Source organism: Cupriavidus taiwanensis (genome assembly GCF_900249755.1).
Taxonomy (GTDB): Bacteria; Pseudomonadota; Gammaproteobacteria; order Burkholderiales; family Burkholderiaceae; genus Cupriavidus; species Cupriavidus taiwanensis_D.
Genome location: NZ_LT976853.1, coordinates 1,784,172 through 1,803,683, shown reverse-complemented (window position 1 = coordinate 1,803,683; position 19,512 = coordinate 1,784,172). Strand labels below are relative to the sequence as shown.

Annotated in this window: 16 protein-coding genes; all 16 read right to left on the bottom strand. The window is 66.5% G+C overall.

Annotation, left to right across the window (positions count from 1 at the left end; genetic code table 11):
* Positions 1-28 precede the first annotated feature (28 nt).
* On the bottom strand, positions 29-976 hold the full coding sequence (locus tag CBM2594_RS08260) for an alpha/beta fold hydrolase (RefSeq protein WP_116356406.1): 948 nt from the start codon (positions 974-976) through the stop codon (positions 29-31).
* 65 nt (positions 977-1,041) lie between these two features.
* Positions 1,042-1,944, bottom strand: a complete 903-nt coding sequence (locus CBM2594_RS08255; protein WP_116356405.1) for an SDR family oxidoreductase — start codon at positions 1,942-1,944, stop codon at positions 1,042-1,044.
* A 60-nt stretch (positions 1,945-2,004) separates the two neighbouring features.
* Positions 2,005-2,853: a class II aldolase/adducin family protein gene (locus tag CBM2594_RS08250; RefSeq protein ID WP_116356404.1), complete on the bottom strand. Its 849-nt coding sequence runs from the start codon at positions 2,851-2,853 to the stop codon at positions 2,005-2,007.
* Between the two features lie 183 nt (positions 2,854-3,036).
* Complete coding sequence (locus tag CBM2594_RS08245; protein ID WP_116356403.1) at positions 3,037-4,047, bottom strand: NADP-dependent oxidoreductase; 1,011 nt, start codon at positions 4,045-4,047, stop codon at positions 3,037-3,039.
* Positions 4,048-4,140: 93 nt separating this feature from the next.
* A complete protein-coding gene (locus CBM2594_RS08240) occupies positions 4,141-4,578 on the bottom strand; it encodes a PaaI family thioesterase (protein ID WP_116356402.1) in 438 nt (145 codons plus the stop codon).
* Positions 4,579-4,698: 120 nt separating this feature from the next.
* Positions 4,699-5,481, bottom strand: coding sequence for an SDR family oxidoreductase (locus CBM2594_RS08235; RefSeq protein WP_116356401.1), 783 nt, complete (start codon positions 5,479-5,481; stop codon positions 4,699-4,701).
* A gap of 43 nt (positions 5,482-5,524) precedes the next feature.
* Positions 5,525-7,387: an acyl-CoA dehydrogenase gene (locus CBM2594_RS08230; protein ID WP_116356400.1), complete on the bottom strand. Its 1,863-nt coding sequence runs from the start codon at positions 7,385-7,387 to the stop codon at positions 5,525-5,527.
* A 245-nt stretch (positions 7,388-7,632) separates the two neighbouring features.
* Positions 7,633-8,811: an acetyl-CoA C-acyltransferase gene (locus CBM2594_RS08225; protein WP_116356398.1), complete on the bottom strand. Its 1,179-nt coding sequence runs from the start codon at positions 8,809-8,811 to the stop codon at positions 7,633-7,635.
* 47 nt (positions 8,812-8,858) lie between these two features.
* Positions 8,859-9,503: a bifunctional nicotinamidase/pyrazinamidase gene (pncA, locus tag CBM2594_RS08220; protein WP_116356397.1), complete on the bottom strand. Its 645-nt coding sequence runs from the start codon at positions 9,501-9,503 to the stop codon at positions 8,859-8,861.
* Positions 9,504-9,533: 30 nt separating this feature from the next.
* On the bottom strand, positions 9,534-11,615 hold the full coding sequence (locus CBM2594_RS08215; RefSeq protein ID WP_116356396.1) for a 3-hydroxyacyl-CoA dehydrogenase NAD-binding domain-containing protein: 2,082 nt from the start codon (positions 11,613-11,615) through the stop codon (positions 9,534-9,536).
* Between the two features lie 652 nt (positions 11,616-12,267).
* Positions 12,268-12,981: an ABC transporter ATP-binding protein gene (locus tag CBM2594_RS08210; RefSeq protein WP_116356395.1), complete on the bottom strand. Its 714-nt coding sequence runs from the start codon at positions 12,979-12,981 to the stop codon at positions 12,268-12,270.
* A complete protein-coding gene (locus CBM2594_RS08205) occupies positions 12,981-13,757 on the bottom strand; it encodes an ABC transporter ATP-binding protein (protein WP_116356394.1) in 777 nt (258 codons plus the stop codon). The genes CBM2594_RS08210 and CBM2594_RS08205 overlap by 1 nt, the downstream gene beginning before the upstream one ends.
* A complete protein-coding gene (locus CBM2594_RS08200) occupies positions 13,754-15,067 on the bottom strand; it encodes a branched-chain amino acid ABC transporter permease (RefSeq protein ID WP_116356393.1) in 1,314 nt (437 codons plus the stop codon). The genes CBM2594_RS08205 and CBM2594_RS08200 overlap by 4 nt, the downstream gene beginning before the upstream one ends.
* A 4-nt stretch (positions 15,068-15,071) precedes the next feature.
* Positions 15,072-16,019 carry a branched-chain amino acid ABC transporter permease gene (locus tag CBM2594_RS08195; protein WP_116356392.1) on the bottom strand — a complete coding sequence of 316 codons (948 nt, stop codon included), beginning with the start codon at positions 16,017-16,019 and terminating at the stop codon, positions 15,072-15,074.
* A gap of 209 nt (positions 16,020-16,228) precedes the next feature.
* Positions 16,229-17,479: a branched-chain amino acid ABC transporter substrate-binding protein gene (locus CBM2594_RS08190; protein WP_116356391.1), complete on the bottom strand. Its 1,251-nt coding sequence runs from the start codon at positions 17,477-17,479 to the stop codon at positions 16,229-16,231.
* A 170-nt stretch (positions 17,480-17,649) separates the two neighbouring features.
* Positions 17,650-19,275, bottom strand: a complete 1,626-nt coding sequence (locus CBM2594_RS08185; protein ID WP_116356390.1) for a 3-(methylthio)propionyl-CoA ligase — start codon at positions 19,273-19,275, stop codon at positions 17,650-17,652.
* Between the last annotated feature and the right edge of the window lie 237 nt (positions 19,276-19,512).

The following is a 19,512-nucleotide window of genomic DNA, read 5'->3' as shown; positions in this document are numbered from 1 at the left end:
CCCTCCCCAGCCGCGCTGCCCGCGTTCCTCACGCCGGCAGTGCGCTGCGGATCAGCTGGTTGATCCGTTCGGGCTGTTCGTGGATGACCCAGTGGCTGCCCTCGGGAATGCGTTCCAGCCGCAGGTCCGGCACGAAATCGGCCAGGCCGTCGACCAGCGACTTGGGCAGCGCGCGGTCGCGCTCGCCCCAGATCACCAGCGTCGGCACCCTGACCATGAACGCGGCCGGGTCCAGCCGGGAAATATCGGGCGGCGGCTCGCCCTCGCCCGGCGGATGCATCGGCGAGGCGCGGTAGAAGTTGACCCCGCCGGTAAGCGGATGCACGGCGGCGTCCTTGCCTTCGCCCGGCTGCGACCACGCCGCGTGGTACCTGGCGCGGGTCTCGGCCGTGTACCACGCCGCTGGCTTGCCGTCGTCGTCGGACAGCATCCGGTCCAGCAGCGCAAAGTCGTTGGCCGCCAGCGCCTGTTCCGAACCCGGCTTGCGCAGCCAGTTCATGTAGGCCGACGCGGCCTGCTGCGCCGGATCGGTGGCCAGCGCGCGCGCGAACAGGTAGGGGTGCGGCGAATTGACGATGACCAGCTGGCGCACCAGCTGCGGGAACTGGATCGCCAGGTTCCAGCAGATCGCCCCGCCCCAGTCGTGCGCCACCACCACGGCCTGGTCATAGCCCAGCGCACCGACCAGCTGCACCAGGTCTTCGACGATATGGCGCGGCCGGTAGGCGGCTACGTCGCCGGGCTTGCTCGACAGGTTGAAGCCGCGCAGGTCCGGCGCCACGGCGAAATGCGTGCGGCCGAACTCGGCCAGCTGCGCCTCCCATTCGAACCAGAATTCCGGAAAGCCGTGCACGAACAGCATCAGCGGCTTGCCGCGCTCGCCCGCGCTGGCGTAGTGCAGCCGGGTGCCGTTGGGCAGCGTGGCGTACTGCAGGTGGCGGATCAAGGCGGCGGGGGCTGCCATGTGGTTCTCCATATGCGGTCCTCCTCGTGGTGGCGTGGTGCTGGCCGGGTTGGCAAGCGAGGCTGGCGAACGTCAGCTCAGCCGCGCAGCGCGGCAACCAGGGTCGCGCGGACCTCGGGCTTGTCGGCAAAGGCAGCGCCGGGATTGCGCTGCCCGACGATTTCCTCGAAGCGCTGGCGCACGGGGGCGAGCGCCTGGGGGTGGGAATAAATATAGAAGCTGTCGTCGCGGATGGCATCGAAGGTCAGCTGCGCGACCTCGGCCGCGGTCACCTTGCCGGAGCCGACGGCCTTGTCAGACAAGGCCTGCGACACCAGCTGCGAGCGCGTCGGCGGCGCCTGGTTGGCGAGATCCGCGGGCCGGTTGCGCTGCGACTGGCTGATGCCGGTCGGCACGAAGTACGGGCACAGCACCGAGCAGCGCACCTGCTGCGTCACCAGCCCCAGGTCCTGGTACAGCGTTTCCGACAGCGCCACCACCGCATGCTTGGACACGTTGTACACGCCCATCGCCGGCGGATTCAGCAAGCCCGCCATCGACGCGGTGTTGACGATATGCCCCTGGAACGCCGGGTCTTGCTCCGCGGCGGCGAGCATCAGCGGCGTGAAGATGCGCACGCCGTGCACCACGCCGTACAGGTTGACGCCCATCACCCATTCCCAGTCCTGCACCGAGTTTTCCCAGACCAGGCCGCCGGCACCGACGCCGGCATTGTTGAACAGCAGGTTGACCTGGCCGAAGGCCTCGATGGCGGCATCAGCCAGCGCCTGCACCTGCTCGGCGCGCGAGACGTCGGTGCGCAGGCCGATCACCGGCACGTTGCGCGCCTGGAATTCGGCGACGGTCGCGTCCAGCGCGTCTTCCTGCACGTCGGCCAGCACCAGCTTCATGCCGAGGTCCGCCGCGATGCGGGCAAATTCCTTGCCGAAGCCCGAGGCGCCGCCGGTAATGACAGCCACCTTGTTGGAGAAATCCTTCATGTCGTCTGTCCTGTCGCGTGAATCGAATGGGGGATGCCGGCCGCGCGGCGGCCCTGTGGTTCAGTCCAGCAGGTCAGGCTGTTCCTTGACGATGCGCGCATAGAGCGGCTGGAACTGGAACCAGCCCGCCTGCGCCGTGCCGACGATGGAATAGGCCTGGCGCGCGGCGGCGTCGGCAATCCGCTTCAGCGGCGCCTGCGTGCGCGCCGCGGCGGCTTCGGCCAGCAGTTGCACCTGGCACGAGCGCTCCATGGTGATGAACCACCACGCCGCTTCGTCGACGGTCTTGCCGACCGTCAGCAGGCCATGGTTCTGCAGGATCGCGGCCTTGTTCTGCCCGAGCGCGTTGGCGATGCGCTGGCCTTCGTCCAGTTCCACCACCACGCCGCCGAAATCGTCATAGACCGCATGGTCGTTGTAGAACGCGCACACGTCCTGCGTCAGCGGGTCGAGCGGCCGGCCCAGCGTCGACCACGCGCGGCCATAAGTGCTGTGCGAATGCGCGGCGGCCACCGCGTCGTGGCGGGTCTGGTGCACGCGCGAATGGATGGCGAAGGCCGCGGCATTGACCGGGTAGTCGCCCTCGACCACGTCGCCGTGGTGGTCGCAGCGGATCAGGTTGGAAACGCTGACCTGGCTGAAATGCACGCCGAAGGGATTGACCCAGAAGGTATCGGGAAATTCGGGGTCGCGCGCGGTGATATGGCCGGCCACGCCTTCGTCGAAACCGAACCTGGAAAACAGCCGGAAGGCCGCGGCGAGGCGCTGCTTGCGGTGCAGGCGCTCCTCTGCCACGGTGGCGAACTGCGGCGGGCGCGGCAGGTTGCGGTAGCGGGCCTTGACCTCTTCGGGCAGGCCGGCGCCGATCTCGTCGTCGCTCTGGATTTGCGGGGCTTGCGGGGCATTCATCGGTGTCTCCTCTTGTGTCAGCAGTCCGCCATGGACCGCAACGTCTTATTGGAGTGAAAAACTACGCGCCCTACCTCGTCATTCCCGCGCAGGCGGGAATCCAGCGTCTTTGAAAGTCACTGGGTCCCCGCCTTCGCGGGGACGACGTGCGGGCTATTGAAACCTCGTCAGCATGGCCGCTACTTACACCAGCTTGACCAGCTGCTTGCCGAAGTTCTTGCCCTTGAGCAGGCCGATAAAGGCTTCCGGCGCGCTGGCCAGGCCTTCGGCGATGCTCTCGCGGAACTTGAGCTTGCCCTGCGCGACGGCGGTGCCCAGCTCCTTCAGCGCCTGCGGCCACACCTCCATGTGCTCGGAGACGATAAAGCCCTCGATGGTCAGGCGCGAGACCAGGATCAGCTGCGGGTTCTTCAGCGGCAGCGGCTGGCCGTCATAGCCCGCGATCATGCCGCACATGGCGATGCGGCCGAAGGCGTTCATGCGCGCCAGCACGGCGTCGAAGATCTCGCCGCCGACGTTCTCGAAATAGCCGTCGATGCCGTCGGGCGTGGCCTCCTTGAGCATGCGATAGAGATCCTTGGGATCCCTGGCCGCCTTGTAGTCGATGCAGGCATCGAAGCCCAGCTCGTTGACCACGTAGTCGCACTTTTCCTTGCCGCCGGCAAAGCCGACCGCGCGGCAGCCGGCCAGCTTGGCCAGTTGCCCCACCACGCTGCCGACTGCGCCCGACGCGGCGCTGACCGCGATGGTCTTGCCCGCCTTCGGCTGGATGATCTTGTTCAGCCCATACCACGCGGTCACGCCCGGCATGCCGACAGAACCGAGGTAGGCCGACAGCGGGATATGCGTGGTATCGACCGTCTGCAGCCCGGTGCCGTCGCTGACGCCCAGCTCCTGCCAGCCGAACATGCCGACTACCTTGTCGCCGGGCTTGAACTTGCTGTTCTTGCTTTCCACCACTTCGCCGACGGTGCCGCCGATCATCACCTCATCGAGCGGCTGCGGCGCGGCGTAGGACTTGCTGTCGTTCATGCGGCCGCGCATATACGGATCGAGCGACAGGTAGTGGTTGCGCACCAGCACCTGGCCGTCGGTGATCTGCGGCACGGGCACCTCTTCCAGGCGGAAATTGGCCGGCGTGACCGCTCCTTCGGGACGCGAGGCCAGGACGATGCGCTTGAACGTGTTGGACATGGTGGGTTCCTTCCAATGGGAGATGGAAACTGCATGGAAACTGCTGGTGCGGGGCTATGCGTGGCAGCGCCCCGCCTGTCCTGGCGCCGGCGCTCAGCCGTCGGCGCCGGTATCGGCTTCACCCGGGCGCTGCGGCGGCATGCGCCGGATGTACTTGAAGGTACCCGAGCCGCGCGCCACGGTCTTGCCGTCGGCGTCGACGATCTCGCCTTCGCAGAACACCATGGTGGTGGTGCGGTGCACGGTGGTGCCGCGCGCGGTCAGGTGGCCGCGGCCCGGTGCCATGAAGCTGGTCTTCATTTCGATCGTGACCACGCCGCGCCCGTCGGCGTCGCTGCTGCGGCCGGCCACCGCCATGGCCACGTCGAGCAGCGTCATGATCACGCCGCCGTGCGCCATGTCCCAGCTGTTCTGGTGGCGCTTCTCGATCGGCAGCGCGATCTCGGCGCGCCCGCCCTCGGCGAAGGTGCAGGTCACGCCAAGATCGGCAAGGAATGGGATGTGAGTCAGGGGGCCTTTGAACTGGTTCATATGCGATGCAAGTCTGAAGATAAGATGCCCGCGAGGCTGCGGGCCTCGCGCCGGCCCCAAGTTTGCAGGCAATCCGGCGTTGCGCCAAGCGGCACGCAACGCAGTGCCGCCTGGCCTGCGTCAGACCGCGCTGACGCCGCCGTCCACCGCCAGGATCTGCCCGGTGATGTGCTTGCCGGCATCGCTGGCAAACAGCAGCGCGGCGCCCTTCAGGTCTTCGTCGTCGCCCAGGCGGTGCAGCGGCACGCCCGCGCACATGGCCTCGACGCCCATGCGCTCGAGCGAGCCCTTGGTCATCTTCGACGGGAAGAAGCCCGGCGCCAGTGCGTTGACCGTGATGTTGTGCTCGCCCCACTCCGCCGCCAGCGTGCGCGTGAAGTTGACCACCGCGCCCTTGGAGGTGTTGTAGGCAATGGTCTCCATGGTGCCCGGCGGGTTGCCGGCCAGGCCCGCGATCGACGCCACGTTGATGATGCGGCCATGGCGGCGTGGAATCATCGACAGCTTGCCGATGCGCTGGCTCAGCAGGAACAGCCCGCGGATATTCAGGTTCATCACCTTGTCCCACGCTTCCACCGGATGGTCTTCCGCGGGCGCACCCCAGGTGGCGCCGGCATTGTTGACCAGGATGTCGACGTGGCCCAGCTTAGCGATGGCCTCGTCGGCCAGCCGCGCGATCTCGGCTTCCTGCGAGCCGTCGGCGGCGATCCAGTCGGCCTCGATGCCGAGCGACTTCAGGTGCGCCTGCGCCGCCTGCAGTTCATCGGCCTTGCGCGCCGACAAGACCAGGCGCGCGCCCTGCTCGCCCAGCGCCTCGGCAATCTGCAGGCCAAGCCCGCGCGAGCCGCCGGTGATCAGCGCGGTCTTGCCCTTCAGGTCAAACAGTTGCTGGATGGTGCGCATATTGTCTTTTCCCTGGTTGTCTTTCGAATGATGTGGCAGGCGCTCAGAACCAGGCGTCCTGCATGTCCAGCGTGGTGCGGTCGAGCGAGGCCAGCAGGTCGAATTGCGGGCCGACCTTCGGCAGCTCGAAGCGGAAGAAGTACGCCGCCGCGGCCAGCTTGCCGCGATAGAAGTCCTGGTCTTCCTGGCCGCTGGCCCGTGCCAGCGCGGCTTGCGCCAGCAGCGCCTGCTCCAGCCAGATCCACGCCACCACCACATGGCCGAAGGCTTCGAGGTAGACCGACGCGTTGGCCAGCGTCACGCTGGCATCGCCCGCGCTCCACAGCGCCTGCGTGACTTCGGCCAGGCGCCTGGCGGCCGCGCCCAGCGCATGTCCCTGCTGCGCCAGTCCGGCATCGTCGGCGGCCAGCGCGCGGCCGATGGTGGCCTGCACGCGCTCGCCCAGCAGCTTGAACGCGGCGCCGTCCTTCATCACCACCTTGCGGCCCAGCAGGTCCAGTCCCTGGATGCCGTGCGTGCCTTCGTGGATCGGGTTCAGCCGGTTGTCGCGGTAGAACTGCTCGACGTTGTACTCGCGCGTATAGCCGTAGCCGCCATGCACCTGTATGGCCAGGTTGTTGGCCTCGAGGCACCATTGCGACGGCCAGCTCTTGGCGATCGGCGTCAGGATATCGAGCAGCAGCGCCAGCCGCGCATGCGCTGCGTCGTCGCCGGCGGCGGCAGCGGCCTCTTCCTCGTCGACCAGCCGCGCGCAGTACAGGTTCAGCGCCAGGCCGCCCTCGACATAGCTCTTCTGCGCCAGCAGCATGCGGCGGATATCGGCGTGCTCGACCAGCTTCACCTGCGGGCTGGCGGCGTCCTTGCCACCGGGGCCGACCGGGCGGCCTTGCGGGCGGTTGCGCGCATAGTCCAGCGCGTGCAGGTAGCCGGTGTAGCCCAGCATCACCGCGCCCAGGCCCACGCCGATGCGCGCCTCATTCATCATGTGGAACATGCAGGCCAGGCCCTTGTGCGGCTCGCCCACCAGGTAGCCGATCGCGCCGGCCTTGCCGCCCGGCTGGTATTTCATGCCCTCGCCGAAGTTCAGCAGGCAATTCGTGGTGCCGCGGTAGCCCATCTTGTGGTTCAGGCCGGCCAGCACCACGTCGTTGTGCTCGCCGAGCGACCCGTCCGCGTTGACCAGGTACTTCGGCACGATAAACAGCGAGATACCCTTCACGCCCGGGATCAGCTTGCCGTCCGGGCCGGGGATCTTGGCCAGCACCAGGTGGACGATGTTCTCCGACAGCTCGTGCTCGCCGGCGGAAATCCACATCTTGTTGCCGCGCAGCCGGTACTGCGCGCCCAGCGGCGATTCGCCCTCATATTCGGCGCGCGTGGTGATGTCCGACAGCGACGAGCCCGCCTGCGGCTCCGACAGGCACATGGTGCCGAAGAAGCGCCCTGCCATCTCCGGCTTGACGAAGGTCTCGACCTGCGCCGGCGTGCCGTGCGTGAGCAGCAGGTTGGCGTTGCCGATGGTCAGGAACGGGTAGGAACTGGTGCCGACGTTGGCGCCCTTGAAGTAGGCGAAGCCGGCTTTTTCCACCACCACCGGCAGCTGCATGCCGCCCAGCTCGTAGTTCTGCCCCGCGGCCATCAGGCCGGCGTCGCAGAACGCCTTCAGCGCGGTGCTGACCTCGGGGATGATGCTGACGGTCTCGCCGTCGAATTCGGGTTCGTGCTGGTCGTTCTTCTTGTTGTGCGGCGCGAACAGGTCGGTGGCGATCTTCTCGCAGGTATCCAGCGCGGCATCGAAGGTCTCGCGCGAGTGGTCGGCGTAGCGCGGGATGCGGGTCAGCTCGTCGACCTTGAGCCATTCATACAGGATGAAGTTCAGGTCGCGGCGGGAAAGGATCATCGACATGGTGTCTCCATGCGGCGCACTGCGTGGCGTGCCGCGAGTTCTTTTGTCTTCTGGTGCGAGCCGCCGGGGTTTTGAATCACCCTATGGGTGCTCCCTCTCCCGCTTGCGGGAGAGGGTTGGGGTGAGGGCGGGAGTCTCGACGAAGTGCAGCGTGTCGGTCTGCCAGCGCCTGCCCTCACCCCCTGCCCCTCTCCCGCAAGCGGGAGAGGGGAGCAAACCGGCAGCCTTGCCGGCCTTGTCGGCAGTTACAGGACCTCGAACAGCCCGGCAGCGCCCTGGCCGCCGCCGATGCACATGGTCACCACCACGTACTTGACGCCGCGGCGCTTGCCTTCGATCAGCGCATGGCCGACCAGGCGCGCGCCCGACACGCCGTACGGATGGCCCACCGCGATCGCGCCGCCGTTGACGTTGAGGCGGTCCATCGGGATGCCGAGCGTGTCGGCGCAGTACAGCACCTGCACCGCGAAGGCCTCGTTCAGTTCCCACAGGCCGATGTCGTCGACCTTCAGGCCGGCCTTCTTCAGCAGCTTGGGCACGGCAAAGACCGGGCCGATGCCCATCTCGTCGGGCTCGCAGCCGGCCACGGCGAAGCCGCGGAACACGCCCAGCGGCTGCAGGCCGCGGGCCGCCGCGACGCGCGCATTCATCACCACCGCCGCCGACGCGCCGTCCGAGAACTGCGAGGCATTGCCGGCGGTGATCACGCCGCCGGGCACGGCGCTGCGGATCTTGGCCACGCCTTCCAGCGTGGTGTCCGGGCGGATGCCTTCGTCGCGGTCGATCGTGACTTCCTTCGTCACCAGCTGGCCGGTGGACTTGTCGGCGACGCCGGCGAGCACCGTCATCGGCACGATCTCGTCGTTGAAGTTGCCGGCTTCCTGCGCGGCCGCGGCGCGCTGCTGGCTGCGCACGCCGTATTCGTCCTGGCGCTCCTTCGAGATGTTGTAGCGCTTGGCCACGTTCTCGGCGGTCTGCAGCATGTTCCAGTAGATTTCCGGCTTGTGCTTGGTCAGCCAGCTTTCCTGGACCATATGGCGGTTCATCTCCTGCTGCACGCACGAGATGCTCTCCACGCCGCCGGCAACGAAGATGTCGCCCTCGTCGGCGATCACGCGCTGCGCCGCCATGGCGATGGTCTGCAGGCCCGACGAGCAGAAGCGGTTGACGGTGGCGCCGGGCACGGTGACCGGGCAGCCGGCGCGCAGCGCGATCTGGCGCGCGATGTTGGCGCCGGTGGCACCTTCCGGGTTGGCACAGCCCATCAGCACGTCTTCCACTTCGGCGGCCTCGATCTTGGCGCGGGCAATGGCGTGCTGGACGGCATGGCCACCCAGCGTGGCGCCGTGGGTCATGTTGAAGGCGCCCTTCCAGCTCTTGGCCAGAGGGGTCCGCGCGGTGGATACGATGACTGCTTCGTTCATGTCTTGCTCCTCGGAATCTCTTGTGTCGTTCAGTTCGGTGGTTCGGTTCAGCCCTGGCCCTTGAGCAAATCGGCGGACGTGACACGCGCGACGCCGGCGGCGCCGAGGTCCTGCCATGCCCGCGCCAGCGACCCTTGCAGGTCGATGGCGCGGCACGCATCCTCGATCACCGCGGCGTCGAAGCCGGCGGCGCGCGCATCGAGCGCGCTCCAGGCCACGCAGTAGTCCGTCGCCAGACCCGCGCAAAACACGCGCTTCACGCCATGCTCGCGCAGGTACCCTGCCAGCCCGGTGCGCGTGGTGCGGTCCGCCTCCAGGAAGGCGGAGTAGCTGTCGACATCGGCGTGATGGCCCTTGCGGATCACCAGCCGCGCATGCGGCACCTGCAGGCCCGCATGCAGCGCGGCGCCAGGCGTGTCCTGCACGCAGTGCACCGGCCACAGCACCTGCTCGCCATACGGCAGCGCCAGGGTCTGGAACGGCTGCGTGCCGGCATGGTTGGCGGCAAACGAGACATGCCCGGCCGGATGCCAGTCCTGCGTCAGCACCACGTGCCCGAACGCGCGCGCCAGCCGGTTGATGACGGGCACCACTTCATCGCCGTGGGGCACGGCAAGCGCGCCGCCCGGCATGAAGTCGTTCTGCACGTCGATCACCAGCAGGCAATCGTCGGGTCCGATGGTGGGGTTCATCTCAGCTCCAGGCTGAACCGCTTGGCTTTATCAACCGTTGAAGCCCTTGCCTTCGTCCGCCAGCTTCTGCAGCAGCGGCGCGACCTGCCAGGCTTCGCCGTGGTAGCCCTTGGCGTAGCGCTTCATCGCCAGCGCCACGTTGTACAGGCCGACCTGGTCCGCGTACAGCATCGGGCCGCCGCGGAACAGCGGGAAGCCGTAGCCGGTCAGGTACACCATGTCGATATCCGAGGCCTTGGAAGCAATGCCTTCTTCCAGGATCTTGGCGCCTTCGTTGACCAGCGCGAACACCAGGCGCTCGACGATCTCTTCATCCGAGATCTTGCGGCGCGTCAGCCCCAAGTCCTTCGAATGCTGCACGATCATGTCGTTGACCTGCTGGTTCGGGTACGGCTTGCGGTCGCCCGCTTTGTAGTCGTACCAGCCGGCGCCGGTCTTCTGGCCGAAGCGGCCCATTTCGCACAGCAGGTCGGCGGTCTTCGAATACTGGATGTCCGGCTTGTCCACCGCGCGGCGCTTGCGGATGGCCCAGCCGATATCGTTGCCGGCCAGGTCGCCCATGCGGAACGGGCCCATGGCAAAGCCGAACTTCTCGATGGCCTTGTCGACCTGCTCGGGCAGCGCGCCTTCGTCCAGCAGGTAGCCGGCCTGGCGGCTGTACTGCTCGATCATGCGGTTGCCGATAAAGCCGTCGCACACGCCCGACACCACCGCGGTCTTCTTGATCTTCTTGGCGACCTGCATCACCGTGGCCAGCACGTCCTTGCCGGTCTTGTCGCCGCGCACCACTTCGAGCAGCTTCATCACGTTGGCCGGGCTGAAGAAGTGCATGCCGACCACGTCCTGCGGACGCTTGGTGAACGAGGCGATCTTGTTGACGTCCAGAGTCGACGTGTTCGAGGCCAGGATCGCGCCGGGCTTCATCACTTCGTCCAGCTTCTTGAACACGGTTTCCTTGACGCCCATTTCCTCGAACACGGCCTCGATCACCATGTCCGCGTCCTTGATCTCGTCATAGGACAGCGTGGTGCTGAGCAGGCCCATGCGCTGCTCGACCTTCTCCTGCGTGAGCTTGCCCTTCTTGGCGCTGTTCTCGTAGTTCTTGCGGATGATGCCGACGCCGCGGTCGAGCGCTTCCTGCTTGGTTTCCAGGATGGTGACCGGAATGCCCGCGTTGAGGAAGTTCATGCTGATGCCGCCGCCCATGGTGCCGGCGCCGATCACCGCGACCTTCTCGATCTTGCGGGTCGGCGTGCCTTCGGGCACGTCGGGGATCTTGCTGGCGGCACGCTCGCCGAAGAACGCATGGCGCAGCGCGCGCGATTCCGGCGTGGTCACCAGGAACAGGAAGCCCTCGCGCTCCTGCTTCAGGCCCTGCTCGAACGGCTTGAGCGAGCCGGCCACGGCTTCCAGGCACTTCAGCGGCGCCGGGAAGTTCTTGGCCATCGCGGCCACGGTGTTGCGCGCGAAGCCCAGGTAGCCTTCCGGGTTCTCGTGGCGCACCTTCAGGTCGCGCACCTTGGGATGCGGGCCGTTGGCGGCCGCCGCGTTCTGCGCGAACTTGATCGCGGCGGGCAGGACATCACCGTCGACGATCTCGTCGAACAGCTTGGTGCCGGCGAACTTCTCGGACGGCACAGCGGTGCCCGACACGATCATGTTGGCCGCGGCTTCCAGCCCGATCACGCGCGGCAGGCGCTGCGTGCCGCCGGCGCCGGGCAGCAGGCCCAGCTTGACTTCCGGCAGTGCGATCTGCGCGCCCTTGGACGCCACGCGGTAGTTGCAGCCCAGCGCCAGTTCCAGGCCGCCGCCCATCGCCACCGAGTGCACAGCCGCCACCACCGGCTTGGACGACGCTTCCAGCACGCGGATCACCGAGTGCAGCGTCGGCTCCTGCATGGCCTTGGGCGTGTTGAATTCGCGGATGTCGGCGCCGCCCGAGAAAGCCTTGCCAGCGCCGGTGATGACGATCGCCTTGACGGCGGCATCGTCCAGCGCACGGGTCATGCCTTCGACGATGCCAAGCCGGGTGCTGTGACCCAGGCCGTTGACAGGGGGATTGTCGAGCGTGATGACGGCCACGCCGTCCTGAACCTGATACTGCGCTGTCATGCTGGTTCCTTTGGTGTCAGAAGTTGTCTCGGGATTCGAATTCTCGAATGAATGTTCTCTACAGCGCGGGGCATGGCGGCTGGCGCCGGCTCTGCCCCGGTAGCGGCCGTCACGGGCGGGTTAACCCTTGACCCGATCCGCCGCTATCCCGCGCCCCACAACGCCCTCCGGCGCTTGGGCGAAACAAGCATACACAAAATAGCACGGTCGTTCAATTTTAATTTCCGAAGATTTCCACGGCCATGCGCAATGCGAATGCCGCCCCTGATCGGCCTGCATGGAGCCGGTGCTTAACGGCCGCAGCGGCGTGCGTGGTGATGCCGGTTAAGGCACTTGCGGGCACGCCTTGCACGCCGTCTTCAGACCAGTATCGGACTTTATTTGACCAGTAACGGGAAATCGCCGGCGCAGATGCCGCGGGCTCGCGGCTTTTCGTTTGGAGGCGCCGGCCGTCACAAGATGCCGGGCGGTTTCCACCGTCATTCCCGCGAAAGCGGGAAACCAGCGACTTTAAGAAGCGCTTGCGCTTCAAAGACACTGGGTCCCCGCCTACGCGGGGACGACGTGTCGGTTAGCGGGAGCAAGTCGGCACGGCCAGCGTGCGGGCTACTCTCCCGCGAGCGGGGAGAAAACAAGCGGGGACACAAGGGGCCTACACTTCCAGCCACTCCTTCCTGATCTGCCCGTTCGCCTTCAGCTCGGCGGGCGTGCCCTCGAACACGATATGCCCGTGGCCCATGACGTAGACGCGCTGCGAGATATCCAGCGCAATCGCCAGCTTCTGCTCGATCAGCAGCACCGACACGCCGCGCTCCTTCAGCGTCTTCAGGTAGTCCCCCACCAGCGCCACGATCATCGGCGCCAGCCCTTCGGTCGGTTCGTCGATCAGGATCAGGTCGGGGTCGCCCATCAGCGTGCGGCACAGCGTCAGCATCTGCTGCTCGCCGCCGGACAGCACGCCGGCCGACGTATTCTCGCGTTCCTTCAGCCGCGGGAACATGCTGAACATGTCCTCCACCGACCAGCGCGGCCTGGGCTGGCGCGGATTGCGCTTCTCGCCCAGCAGCAGGTTCTGCCGCACCGTCAGCGTCGGGAAGATATCGCGGTTCTCCGGCACGTAGCCGATGCCCAGGTGCGCGATCTCGAAGGTGCGCCGGCCCAGGATTTCTTCGCCGCGGAACTTCACCGACCCCTCCGCCTTGACCATGCCCAGGATGGCCTTGGCCATGGTCGAGCGCCCCACGCCGTTGCGCCCCAGCAGCGCCACGATCTCGCCCTCGTCGATATGCGCGTCGACGCCGTGCAGGATATGGCTCTTGCCGTAATAGGCGTGCAGGCCCGTGACTTCCAGCATGCGCTTGCCCATCAGTGCGCTCCTTCGGTGGCGGCTTCGTCGAGCGTGGTGCCCAGGTAGGCTTCCTTGACCTTGCGGTTGTTGCGGATCGCCTGCGGGGTATCGGTGGCGATGACCTCGCCGTAGACCAGCACCGAGATGCGGTCGGCCAGCCCGAACACCACGCTCATGTCGTGCTCCACCATCACCAGCGTCTTGCCCACCGTGACCTTGCGGATCAGTTCGACCGCGTGGTCCGATTCCGAGCGGCTCATGCCCGCGGTGGGCTCGTCCAGCAGGATCACCTCGGCGCCGCCGGCGATGGTGATGCCGATCTCCAGCGCGCGCTGCTCGGCATAGGTCAGCAGGCCGGCCTGGGTATCGCGGCGATGCTGCATGCCGATCAGCTCGAGCACGTCCTCGGCGCGCTCGCGCGCGTCGCGCAGGCCGGTGAGCCGGTGCCAGAACGAATACTTGTACCCCAGCGACCACAGCACCGCGCAGCGCAGGTTCTCGAACACCGACAGCCGGTGGAAGATATTGGTGATCTGGAAGCTGCGCGACAGCCCCATGCGGTTGATGACGAAGGGCTGCAGCCCGCCGATCTCTGCGCCGTTCAGCCGCACCGTGCCGCTGCTCGGCGCAAAGCGGCCCGAGATCAGGTTGAAGGTGGTCGACTTGCCGGCCCCGTTGGGGCCGATCAGCGCATGGCGCTCGCCCCTGGGGATGCTCAGGTTCACGCCGCGGATGATCTCCGTCTGGCCGAACTTCTTGCGTACATCGGTCAGTTCCAGTGCCGCCGCGCTCATGCCCTGCCTCCTGCGATTTCTGCCTGCACCTTGTCCCACTGCGCGCGCGACGCGCGCACCGCCAGCCGCCACGCGGCCAGCCCCACCGCCCACAGTGCCGCCGCCGCCAGCCACGGGCCCCAGTTGGCCGCGTCGAAGCCTATGCCGAACAGCTTCATGGCGGTGCCGTTGGCGCTGTCGACCTGGACCTTGTAGACCAGCTCGACCGTGACGATCATCGCCAGCAGCAGCACCACGCCGGCGCCGCCGGCACGCGCGTAGTACGGCAGCATGCGGCCCAGCTTGCCCTTGCCCAGCAACGGCAATTGCATCAGCAGCAGGCTCGCCAGGCCGCCCGGCACGAACATCACCATCAGCACGAAGAACAGGCCCAGGTAGAGCAGCCAGGCCTTGGTCAGGTCCGACAGCGCCACCGCGAACAGCACGAACACCACCGCGCCGATGATCGGTCCGAAGAACACCCCGGCACCGCCGATGAACACCGCCAGCAGCACGCCGCCCGAACGCACCGCGCTGACGTTCTCGGCCGAGACGATCTCGAAGTTGATCGCCGCCAGCGCGCCCGAGATGCCGGCGAAGAACGCCGACAGGATCAGCACCAGGTAGCGCACGCGCTGGGTGTTGTAGCCGATGAACTCGACCCGCTCGGGATTGTCGCGCACGGCGTTGGCAATGCGGCCCAGCGGCGTCTGCGTCCACGCGTACATCGCCACCATCGACACCAGGCACCACACCGCGATCAGATAGTAGACCTGGCGCCCCGGCCCGAAGGTCAGGCCCAGGAACGGGTCGCCGACCACGCGGTTGGTCGAGATGCCGCCCTCGCCGCCGAAGAACTCCGGGAACATCAGCGAGCTGGCAAAGACCATCTCGCCGATGCCCATGGTGATCATGGCGAAGGTGGTGCCGGCCTTCTTGGTGGTGACGTAGCCGAAGATGACGCCGAAAAACGCGCCCGCCAGCCCGCCCACCAGCGGCAGCATCGACACCGGCAGCCACACCTTGCCGGCGCCGACCATGTTCAGCACGTGCACGGCGATAAACGCGCCCAGCCCGGAATACACCGCGTGGCCGAACGACAGCATGCCGGTCTGCCCCAGCAGCATGTTGTACGACAGCGCGAAGATGATCATGATGCCCATCTGCGACAGCAGCGTAATGGCGAAGCCCCCGGTGAAGTACAACGGCAGCACCAGCATCAACAGGATGGTCAGGCTCCAGATAATCCAGCGCGCCAGGTTCAGCGGGCGGTAGCGCAGGGTGCGGCCGGTCACCACCGGCTCGCGCGGTTGTTGCATCGCTTGCTCCATGGCGTCAGCTCTCCCGGGTTCCCATCAGTCCACGCGGGCGGAAGATCAGCATCACCACCAGCAGCAGGTATGGCAGCACCGGCGCCACCTGGGCCACCGTCAGCTTCCACAGCGAATAGAACGGCGTGGCCTCGCTGACGGCCAGCCCAAGGCTGGTCAGCAGGCCCGCCAGCGAGGCATCGATGGTGACGGCGAAGGTCTGCAGCACGCCGATCAGGATCGACGCGATAAACGCGCCCACCAGCGAGCCCATGCCGCCCACCACCGCCACCACGAACACGATCGATCCCACCGCCGCGGCCATCGACGGCTCGGTGACGAAGGCGTTGCCGCCGATCACTCCCGCCAGCCCGGCCAATGCGGCGCCGCCGCCGAACACCATCATGAATACGCGCGGCACGTTGTGGCCCAGCGCCTCGACCGTTTCCGGATGCGTCAGCGCGGCCTGGATCACCAGCCCGATGCGGGTGCGCGTCAGCACCAGGTAGATCGCCACCAGCATGCCCAGCGACACCAGCATCATGAAGGCGCGGTACTTGGGGAACGACGAGGTGAACACCGTGAACAGCGGCCCGTCCAGCTCCGCGGGAATCCGGTACGGCACCGCCGCCAGGCCCCACACCAGCTTGACGCCCTCCTCGATCAGGTAGGCCAGCCCGAAGGTGAACAGCAGCTCGGCCACATGGCCGTACTTGTGCACCGTGCGCAGGCCGAAGCGCTCCACCAGCGCGCCCGCGCCCGCCACCAGCAGCGGCGCGAAGATCAGCGCCGGCCAGAAGCCGATCTTGGTGGCGATGGTGTAGGCAAAGTAGGCGCCCAGCATGTAGAAGCTGGCATGGGCGAAGTTGAGCACGCCCATCATGCTGAAGATCAGCGTAAGGCCAGACGACAGCATGAACAGCAGCAGCCCGTAGCTGATCCCGTTCAGCAGTGAGATGACGAAGAATTCCACAGCGTGTCCTTCAAGCTGGTGCCGCCATGCGCGCGCATGCCGGCATCCGTCCGGGTCGATCGAGGGTGAGCGCCTCCGCCAGGGGCGGACATCGCCCCCGGACACTCCCCGTTATGGTCTGGAAAAAGACCGGAATGTCGGCCGGAAAGACCGGAAGTATGCAGGCGGCGCGGCCACTTTGTCAGCGTGGCCGCGCGCCGCGGCCTGGGTCAGCCCGGCCGCTTCATCTGGCACGAGGTCGGCTGGGCCGACACGTACTGGTCCATCAGCGCGTTGGTCTTCCAGCCGTAGCCCGTGTTTTCCTGGTCGTACTTGATTTCCTTGCCGTCGACCTTGGTCCAGGTGGCCACCACCAGCGGCTGCTGCGCCTGGTGGTCGGTGTTGCGCATCTCGACCGTGCCGTTCATGCTGTCGACCTTGATGCCTTCCAGCGCCTTGGCCACCTTGACCGGATCGGTGGAATTGGTGTCCTTCATCGCCTTGCTGAGCATGGCAATGCCGGTGTACGAGGCCATCACGTAGAAGTCGTCGTTGTACTTCTTCTTGTAGCCCTCGACGATGTCGGCGCCGCGGAAGCCCTTGTTGTTCGGGTTGTAGTAGCCCACGTACTTGACGCGCTCGGCCCCGGCCGCGCCCATCGCCGTCGGCACGCCGGTGGTGCCGGCGTAGTAGGTGTAATAGTTGGTGGTCAGGCCGGCGTCCTTGCCGGCCTTGATCAGCAGCGCCAGGTCGCTGCCCCAGTTGCCGGTGATCACGGTATCGGCGCCCGAAGCCTTGATCTTGGCGGCATAGGGCGCGAAGTCCTTGACCTGGGCCAGCGGGTGCAGGTCTTCGCCGACGATCTGGATGTCCGGGCGCTTGCGCTTCAGGTAGTCCTTAGCGGCCTTGGCCACCTGGTGCCCGAACGAATAGTTCTGGTTGATCAGGTAGACCTTCTTGACGTTGGGGTCCTTGGCCAGGAAGGTGGTCAGCGCCTCCATCTTCATGTCCGAGTTGGCATCGAGCCGGAAATGCCAGTAGTTGCACTTGGCATTGGTCATGTCCGGATCCACCGCGGCGTAGTTCAGGTAGACGATTTCCTTGCCCGGGTTGCGCTCGTTGTGCTTGGCCACCGCATCCTGCAGCGCCAGGCCGACCGACGAGCCGTTGCCCTGCACGACGTAGCGGATGCCCTGGTCGATCGCCTGCTTCAAAATGGTCAGGCTTTCCTGCGGCGACAGCTTGTTGTCGAAGCCCACCACCTCGAACTTGTGCGGACCGGCCCAGCCCTTCTGGTTGGCAACCTCGGCCACGTACTGCCAGCTCTTGAGCTGGTTCTGGCCAACCGGGGCCATCAGCCCCGAGAGCGGATCGATAAAGGCGATCTTCACCGTATCCGCGAGTGCGGACCCCGAAACCAGCGCAGAACCCAGTGCGGCAAACATGGCCACACCGGCCACCAGCGGACGCATTTTGGTCATACCTGTCTCCTTCACTCTTGTCGTTGGCTTGTCGTTGGTTCGTCGTCGATCTTGTCGATCCCGCCGATTTTGGCCGGCCGCGTGGCGCCCTCCCGTTCGCGCCGCGCGGCCGGCCCCGGCAGCACCGTGCCGCAAGCTGGCCCGGTGCGCCGGATGCTGGCCTGCCGGCCTCAGGCAGCCGGCAGCTTGTAGTCCTTGAACTGCTCGCGCAGCCGCAGCTTCTGCATCTTGCCGGTGGCGGTCAGCGGGATCTCGGTGACAAAGGCGACGTCGTCCGGAATCCACCACTTGGCGACCTTGCCCTCGAAGAACTGCAGCAGTTCCTCGCGCGTGACCTCGGCGCCGGGCTTCTTCACCACCACCAGCAGCGGGCGCTCGTCCCACTTGGGGTGGTAGGCCGAGATGCAGGCCGCCATATGCACCGCGGGATGCGCGGCGGCAACGTTCTCGATATCGATCGACGAAATCCATTCGCCGCCGGACTTGATCACGTCCTTGCTGCGGTCGGTGATCTGCATGAAGCCGTCGGCATCGATGGTGGCGACGTCGCCGGTGGGGAACCAGCCGTCGACCAGCGGGCTGGCGTCATTGCGGAAATAGCGGTCGATGATCCACGGCCCGCGCACCAGCAGGTCGCCGAAGGCCTTGCCGTCCCACGGCAGCTCCTTGCCCTCGCCGTCGACGATCTTCATGTCGACGCCGTAGATCACGCGGCCCTGCTTTTCCTGGATCTTGTGGCGCTCGGCGTCGGACAGGTCGTGGTGCTTGGCCAGCAGCTTGCTCGCGGTGCCCAGCGGCGACATCTCGGTCATGCCCCAGGCGTGGATCACCTCGACATCCAGCGCCTCGAGCGCGCGGATCATCGCCGGCGGCGCGGCCGAGCCGCCGATCACGGTGCGGCGGAAGGTGGAGAACTTCAGCTGGTTCGCCTGCACGTGCTGCAGCAGGCCAAGCCACACCGTCGGCACGCCGGCGGAGAAGGTCACCTTCTCCTGCTCGAACAGCTCATAGAGCGAGGCGCCGTCCAGCTTGGGCCCCGGCAGCACCAGCTTGGCGCCGACCAGCGGCACCGAGTACGGCAGGCCCCAGGCGTTGACGTGGAACATCGGCACCACCGGCAGGATCACGTCGCTGGCCGAGCAGCCCAGCGCATCCGGCATGGCCGAGGCATACGAGTGCAGCACCGTGGAGCGGTGCGAGTACAGCGCGCCCTTCGGGTTGCCGGTGGTGCCCGAGGTGTAGCACAGGCTCGACGCCAGGTTCTCGTCGAACTGCGGCCATTCGTAGTTGCCGTCCTGCGCGTCGAGCAGTTCTTCGTAGCACAGCAGCGGCACCTTGGCTTCGGCCGGCATGTGCGCACGGTCGGTCATCGCCACCCAGCCCTTGACGTTGGGGCAATGCGGGGCGACACCTTCCACCAGCGGCAGGAAGGTCAGGTCGAAGAAGACATAGCCGTCTTCGGCGTGGTTGACGATATAGGCGATCTGCTCGGGGAACAGGCGCGGGTTGACGGTATGGCAGACCGCGCCCATGCCGGACACGCCGTAGTAGATCTCCAGGTGGCGGTAGCCGTTCCAGGCCAGCGTGCCGACACGCTCGCCCTGCTTCACGCCGAGCGCGCCGAGCGCCTGCGCCAGCTTGCGCGCGCGCAGTTCGCAATCGCGGTACGTATAGCGATGCAGGTCGCCCTCCGTGCGCCGCGAGACGATCTCGGTGCTGCCGTAATAACGCGCGGCGTGTTTGATGATGGAGGAAATGAGCAGCGGTGCGCTCATCATTTGACCCATCAATGCCATGAACCTGCCTCCTGAATTCTGGTCTGTTGCCACCGAAAAAACGAACAACCGTACTATTTTTGGACGGTCGTTCGCGCATGGAACCGGCATGGAGCCGATCCGGTCGTGCACTGCCGTACTGTCGTCGCGTTGCTGTGGTCGGGGCCGCAATTCTGCGGAAGTCCATGCACCGGATTCATGGGCGCAGTGAAGGCAGGAAATAACCTTGCGGTGCATGGCGGCAAGTCCGGCGGGGGC

Coding starts and splice junctions, on each gene's coding strand:
- CBM2594_RS08210 (WP_116356395.1), bottom strand. CDS start 12,981: ATGGGCAAGCGCATGCTGGAAGTCACGGGCCTGCACGCCTATTACGGC.
- CBM2594_RS08185 (WP_116356390.1), bottom strand. CDS start 19,275: ATGGCATTGATGGGTCAAATGATGAGCGCACCGCTGCTCATTTCCTCC.
- CBM2594_RS08260 (WP_116356406.1), bottom strand. CDS start 976: ATGGAGAACCACATGGCAGCCCCCGCCGCCTTGATCCGCCACCTGCAG.
- CBM2594_RS08230 (WP_116356400.1), bottom strand. CDS start 7,387: ATGTCGATGATCCTTTCCCGCCGCGACCTGAACTTCATCCTGTATGAA.
- CBM2594_RS08245 (WP_116356403.1), bottom strand. CDS start 4,047: ATGTCCAACACGTTCAAGCGCATCGTCCTGGCCTCGCGTCCCGAAGGA.
- CBM2594_RS08255 (WP_116356405.1), bottom strand. CDS start 1,944: ATGAAGGATTTCTCCAACAAGGTGGCTGTCATTACCGGCGGCGCCTCG.
- pncA (WP_116356397.1), bottom strand. CDS start 9,503: ATGAACCCCACCATCGGACCCGACGATTGCCTGCTGGTGATCGACGTG.
- CBM2594_RS08235 (WP_116356401.1), bottom strand. CDS start 5,481: ATGCGCACCATCCAGCAACTGTTTGACCTGAAGGGCAAGACCGCGCTG.
- CBM2594_RS08240 (WP_116356402.1), bottom strand. CDS start 4,578: ATGAACCAGTTCAAAGGCCCCCTGACTCACATCCCATTCCTTGCCGAT.
- CBM2594_RS08200 (WP_116356393.1), bottom strand. CDS start 15,067: ATGGAGCAAGCGATGCAACAACCGCGCGAGCCGGTGGTGACCGGCCGC.
- CBM2594_RS08225 (WP_116356398.1), bottom strand. CDS start 8,811: ATGAACGAAGCAGTCATCGTATCCACCGCGCGGACCCCTCTGGCCAAG.
- CBM2594_RS08215 (WP_116356396.1), bottom strand. CDS start 11,615: ATGACAGCGCAGTATCAGGTTCAGGACGGCGTGGCCGTCATCACGCTC.
- CBM2594_RS08190 (WP_116356391.1), bottom strand. CDS start 17,479: ATGACCAAAATGCGTCCGCTGGTGGCCGGTGTGGCCATGTTTGCCGCA.
- CBM2594_RS08205 (WP_116356394.1), bottom strand. CDS start 13,757: ATGAGCGCGGCGGCACTGGAACTGACCGATGTACGCAAGAAGTTCGGC.
- CBM2594_RS08250 (WP_116356404.1), bottom strand. CDS start 2,853: ATGAATGCCCCGCAAGCCCCGCAAATCCAGAGCGACGACGAGATCGGC.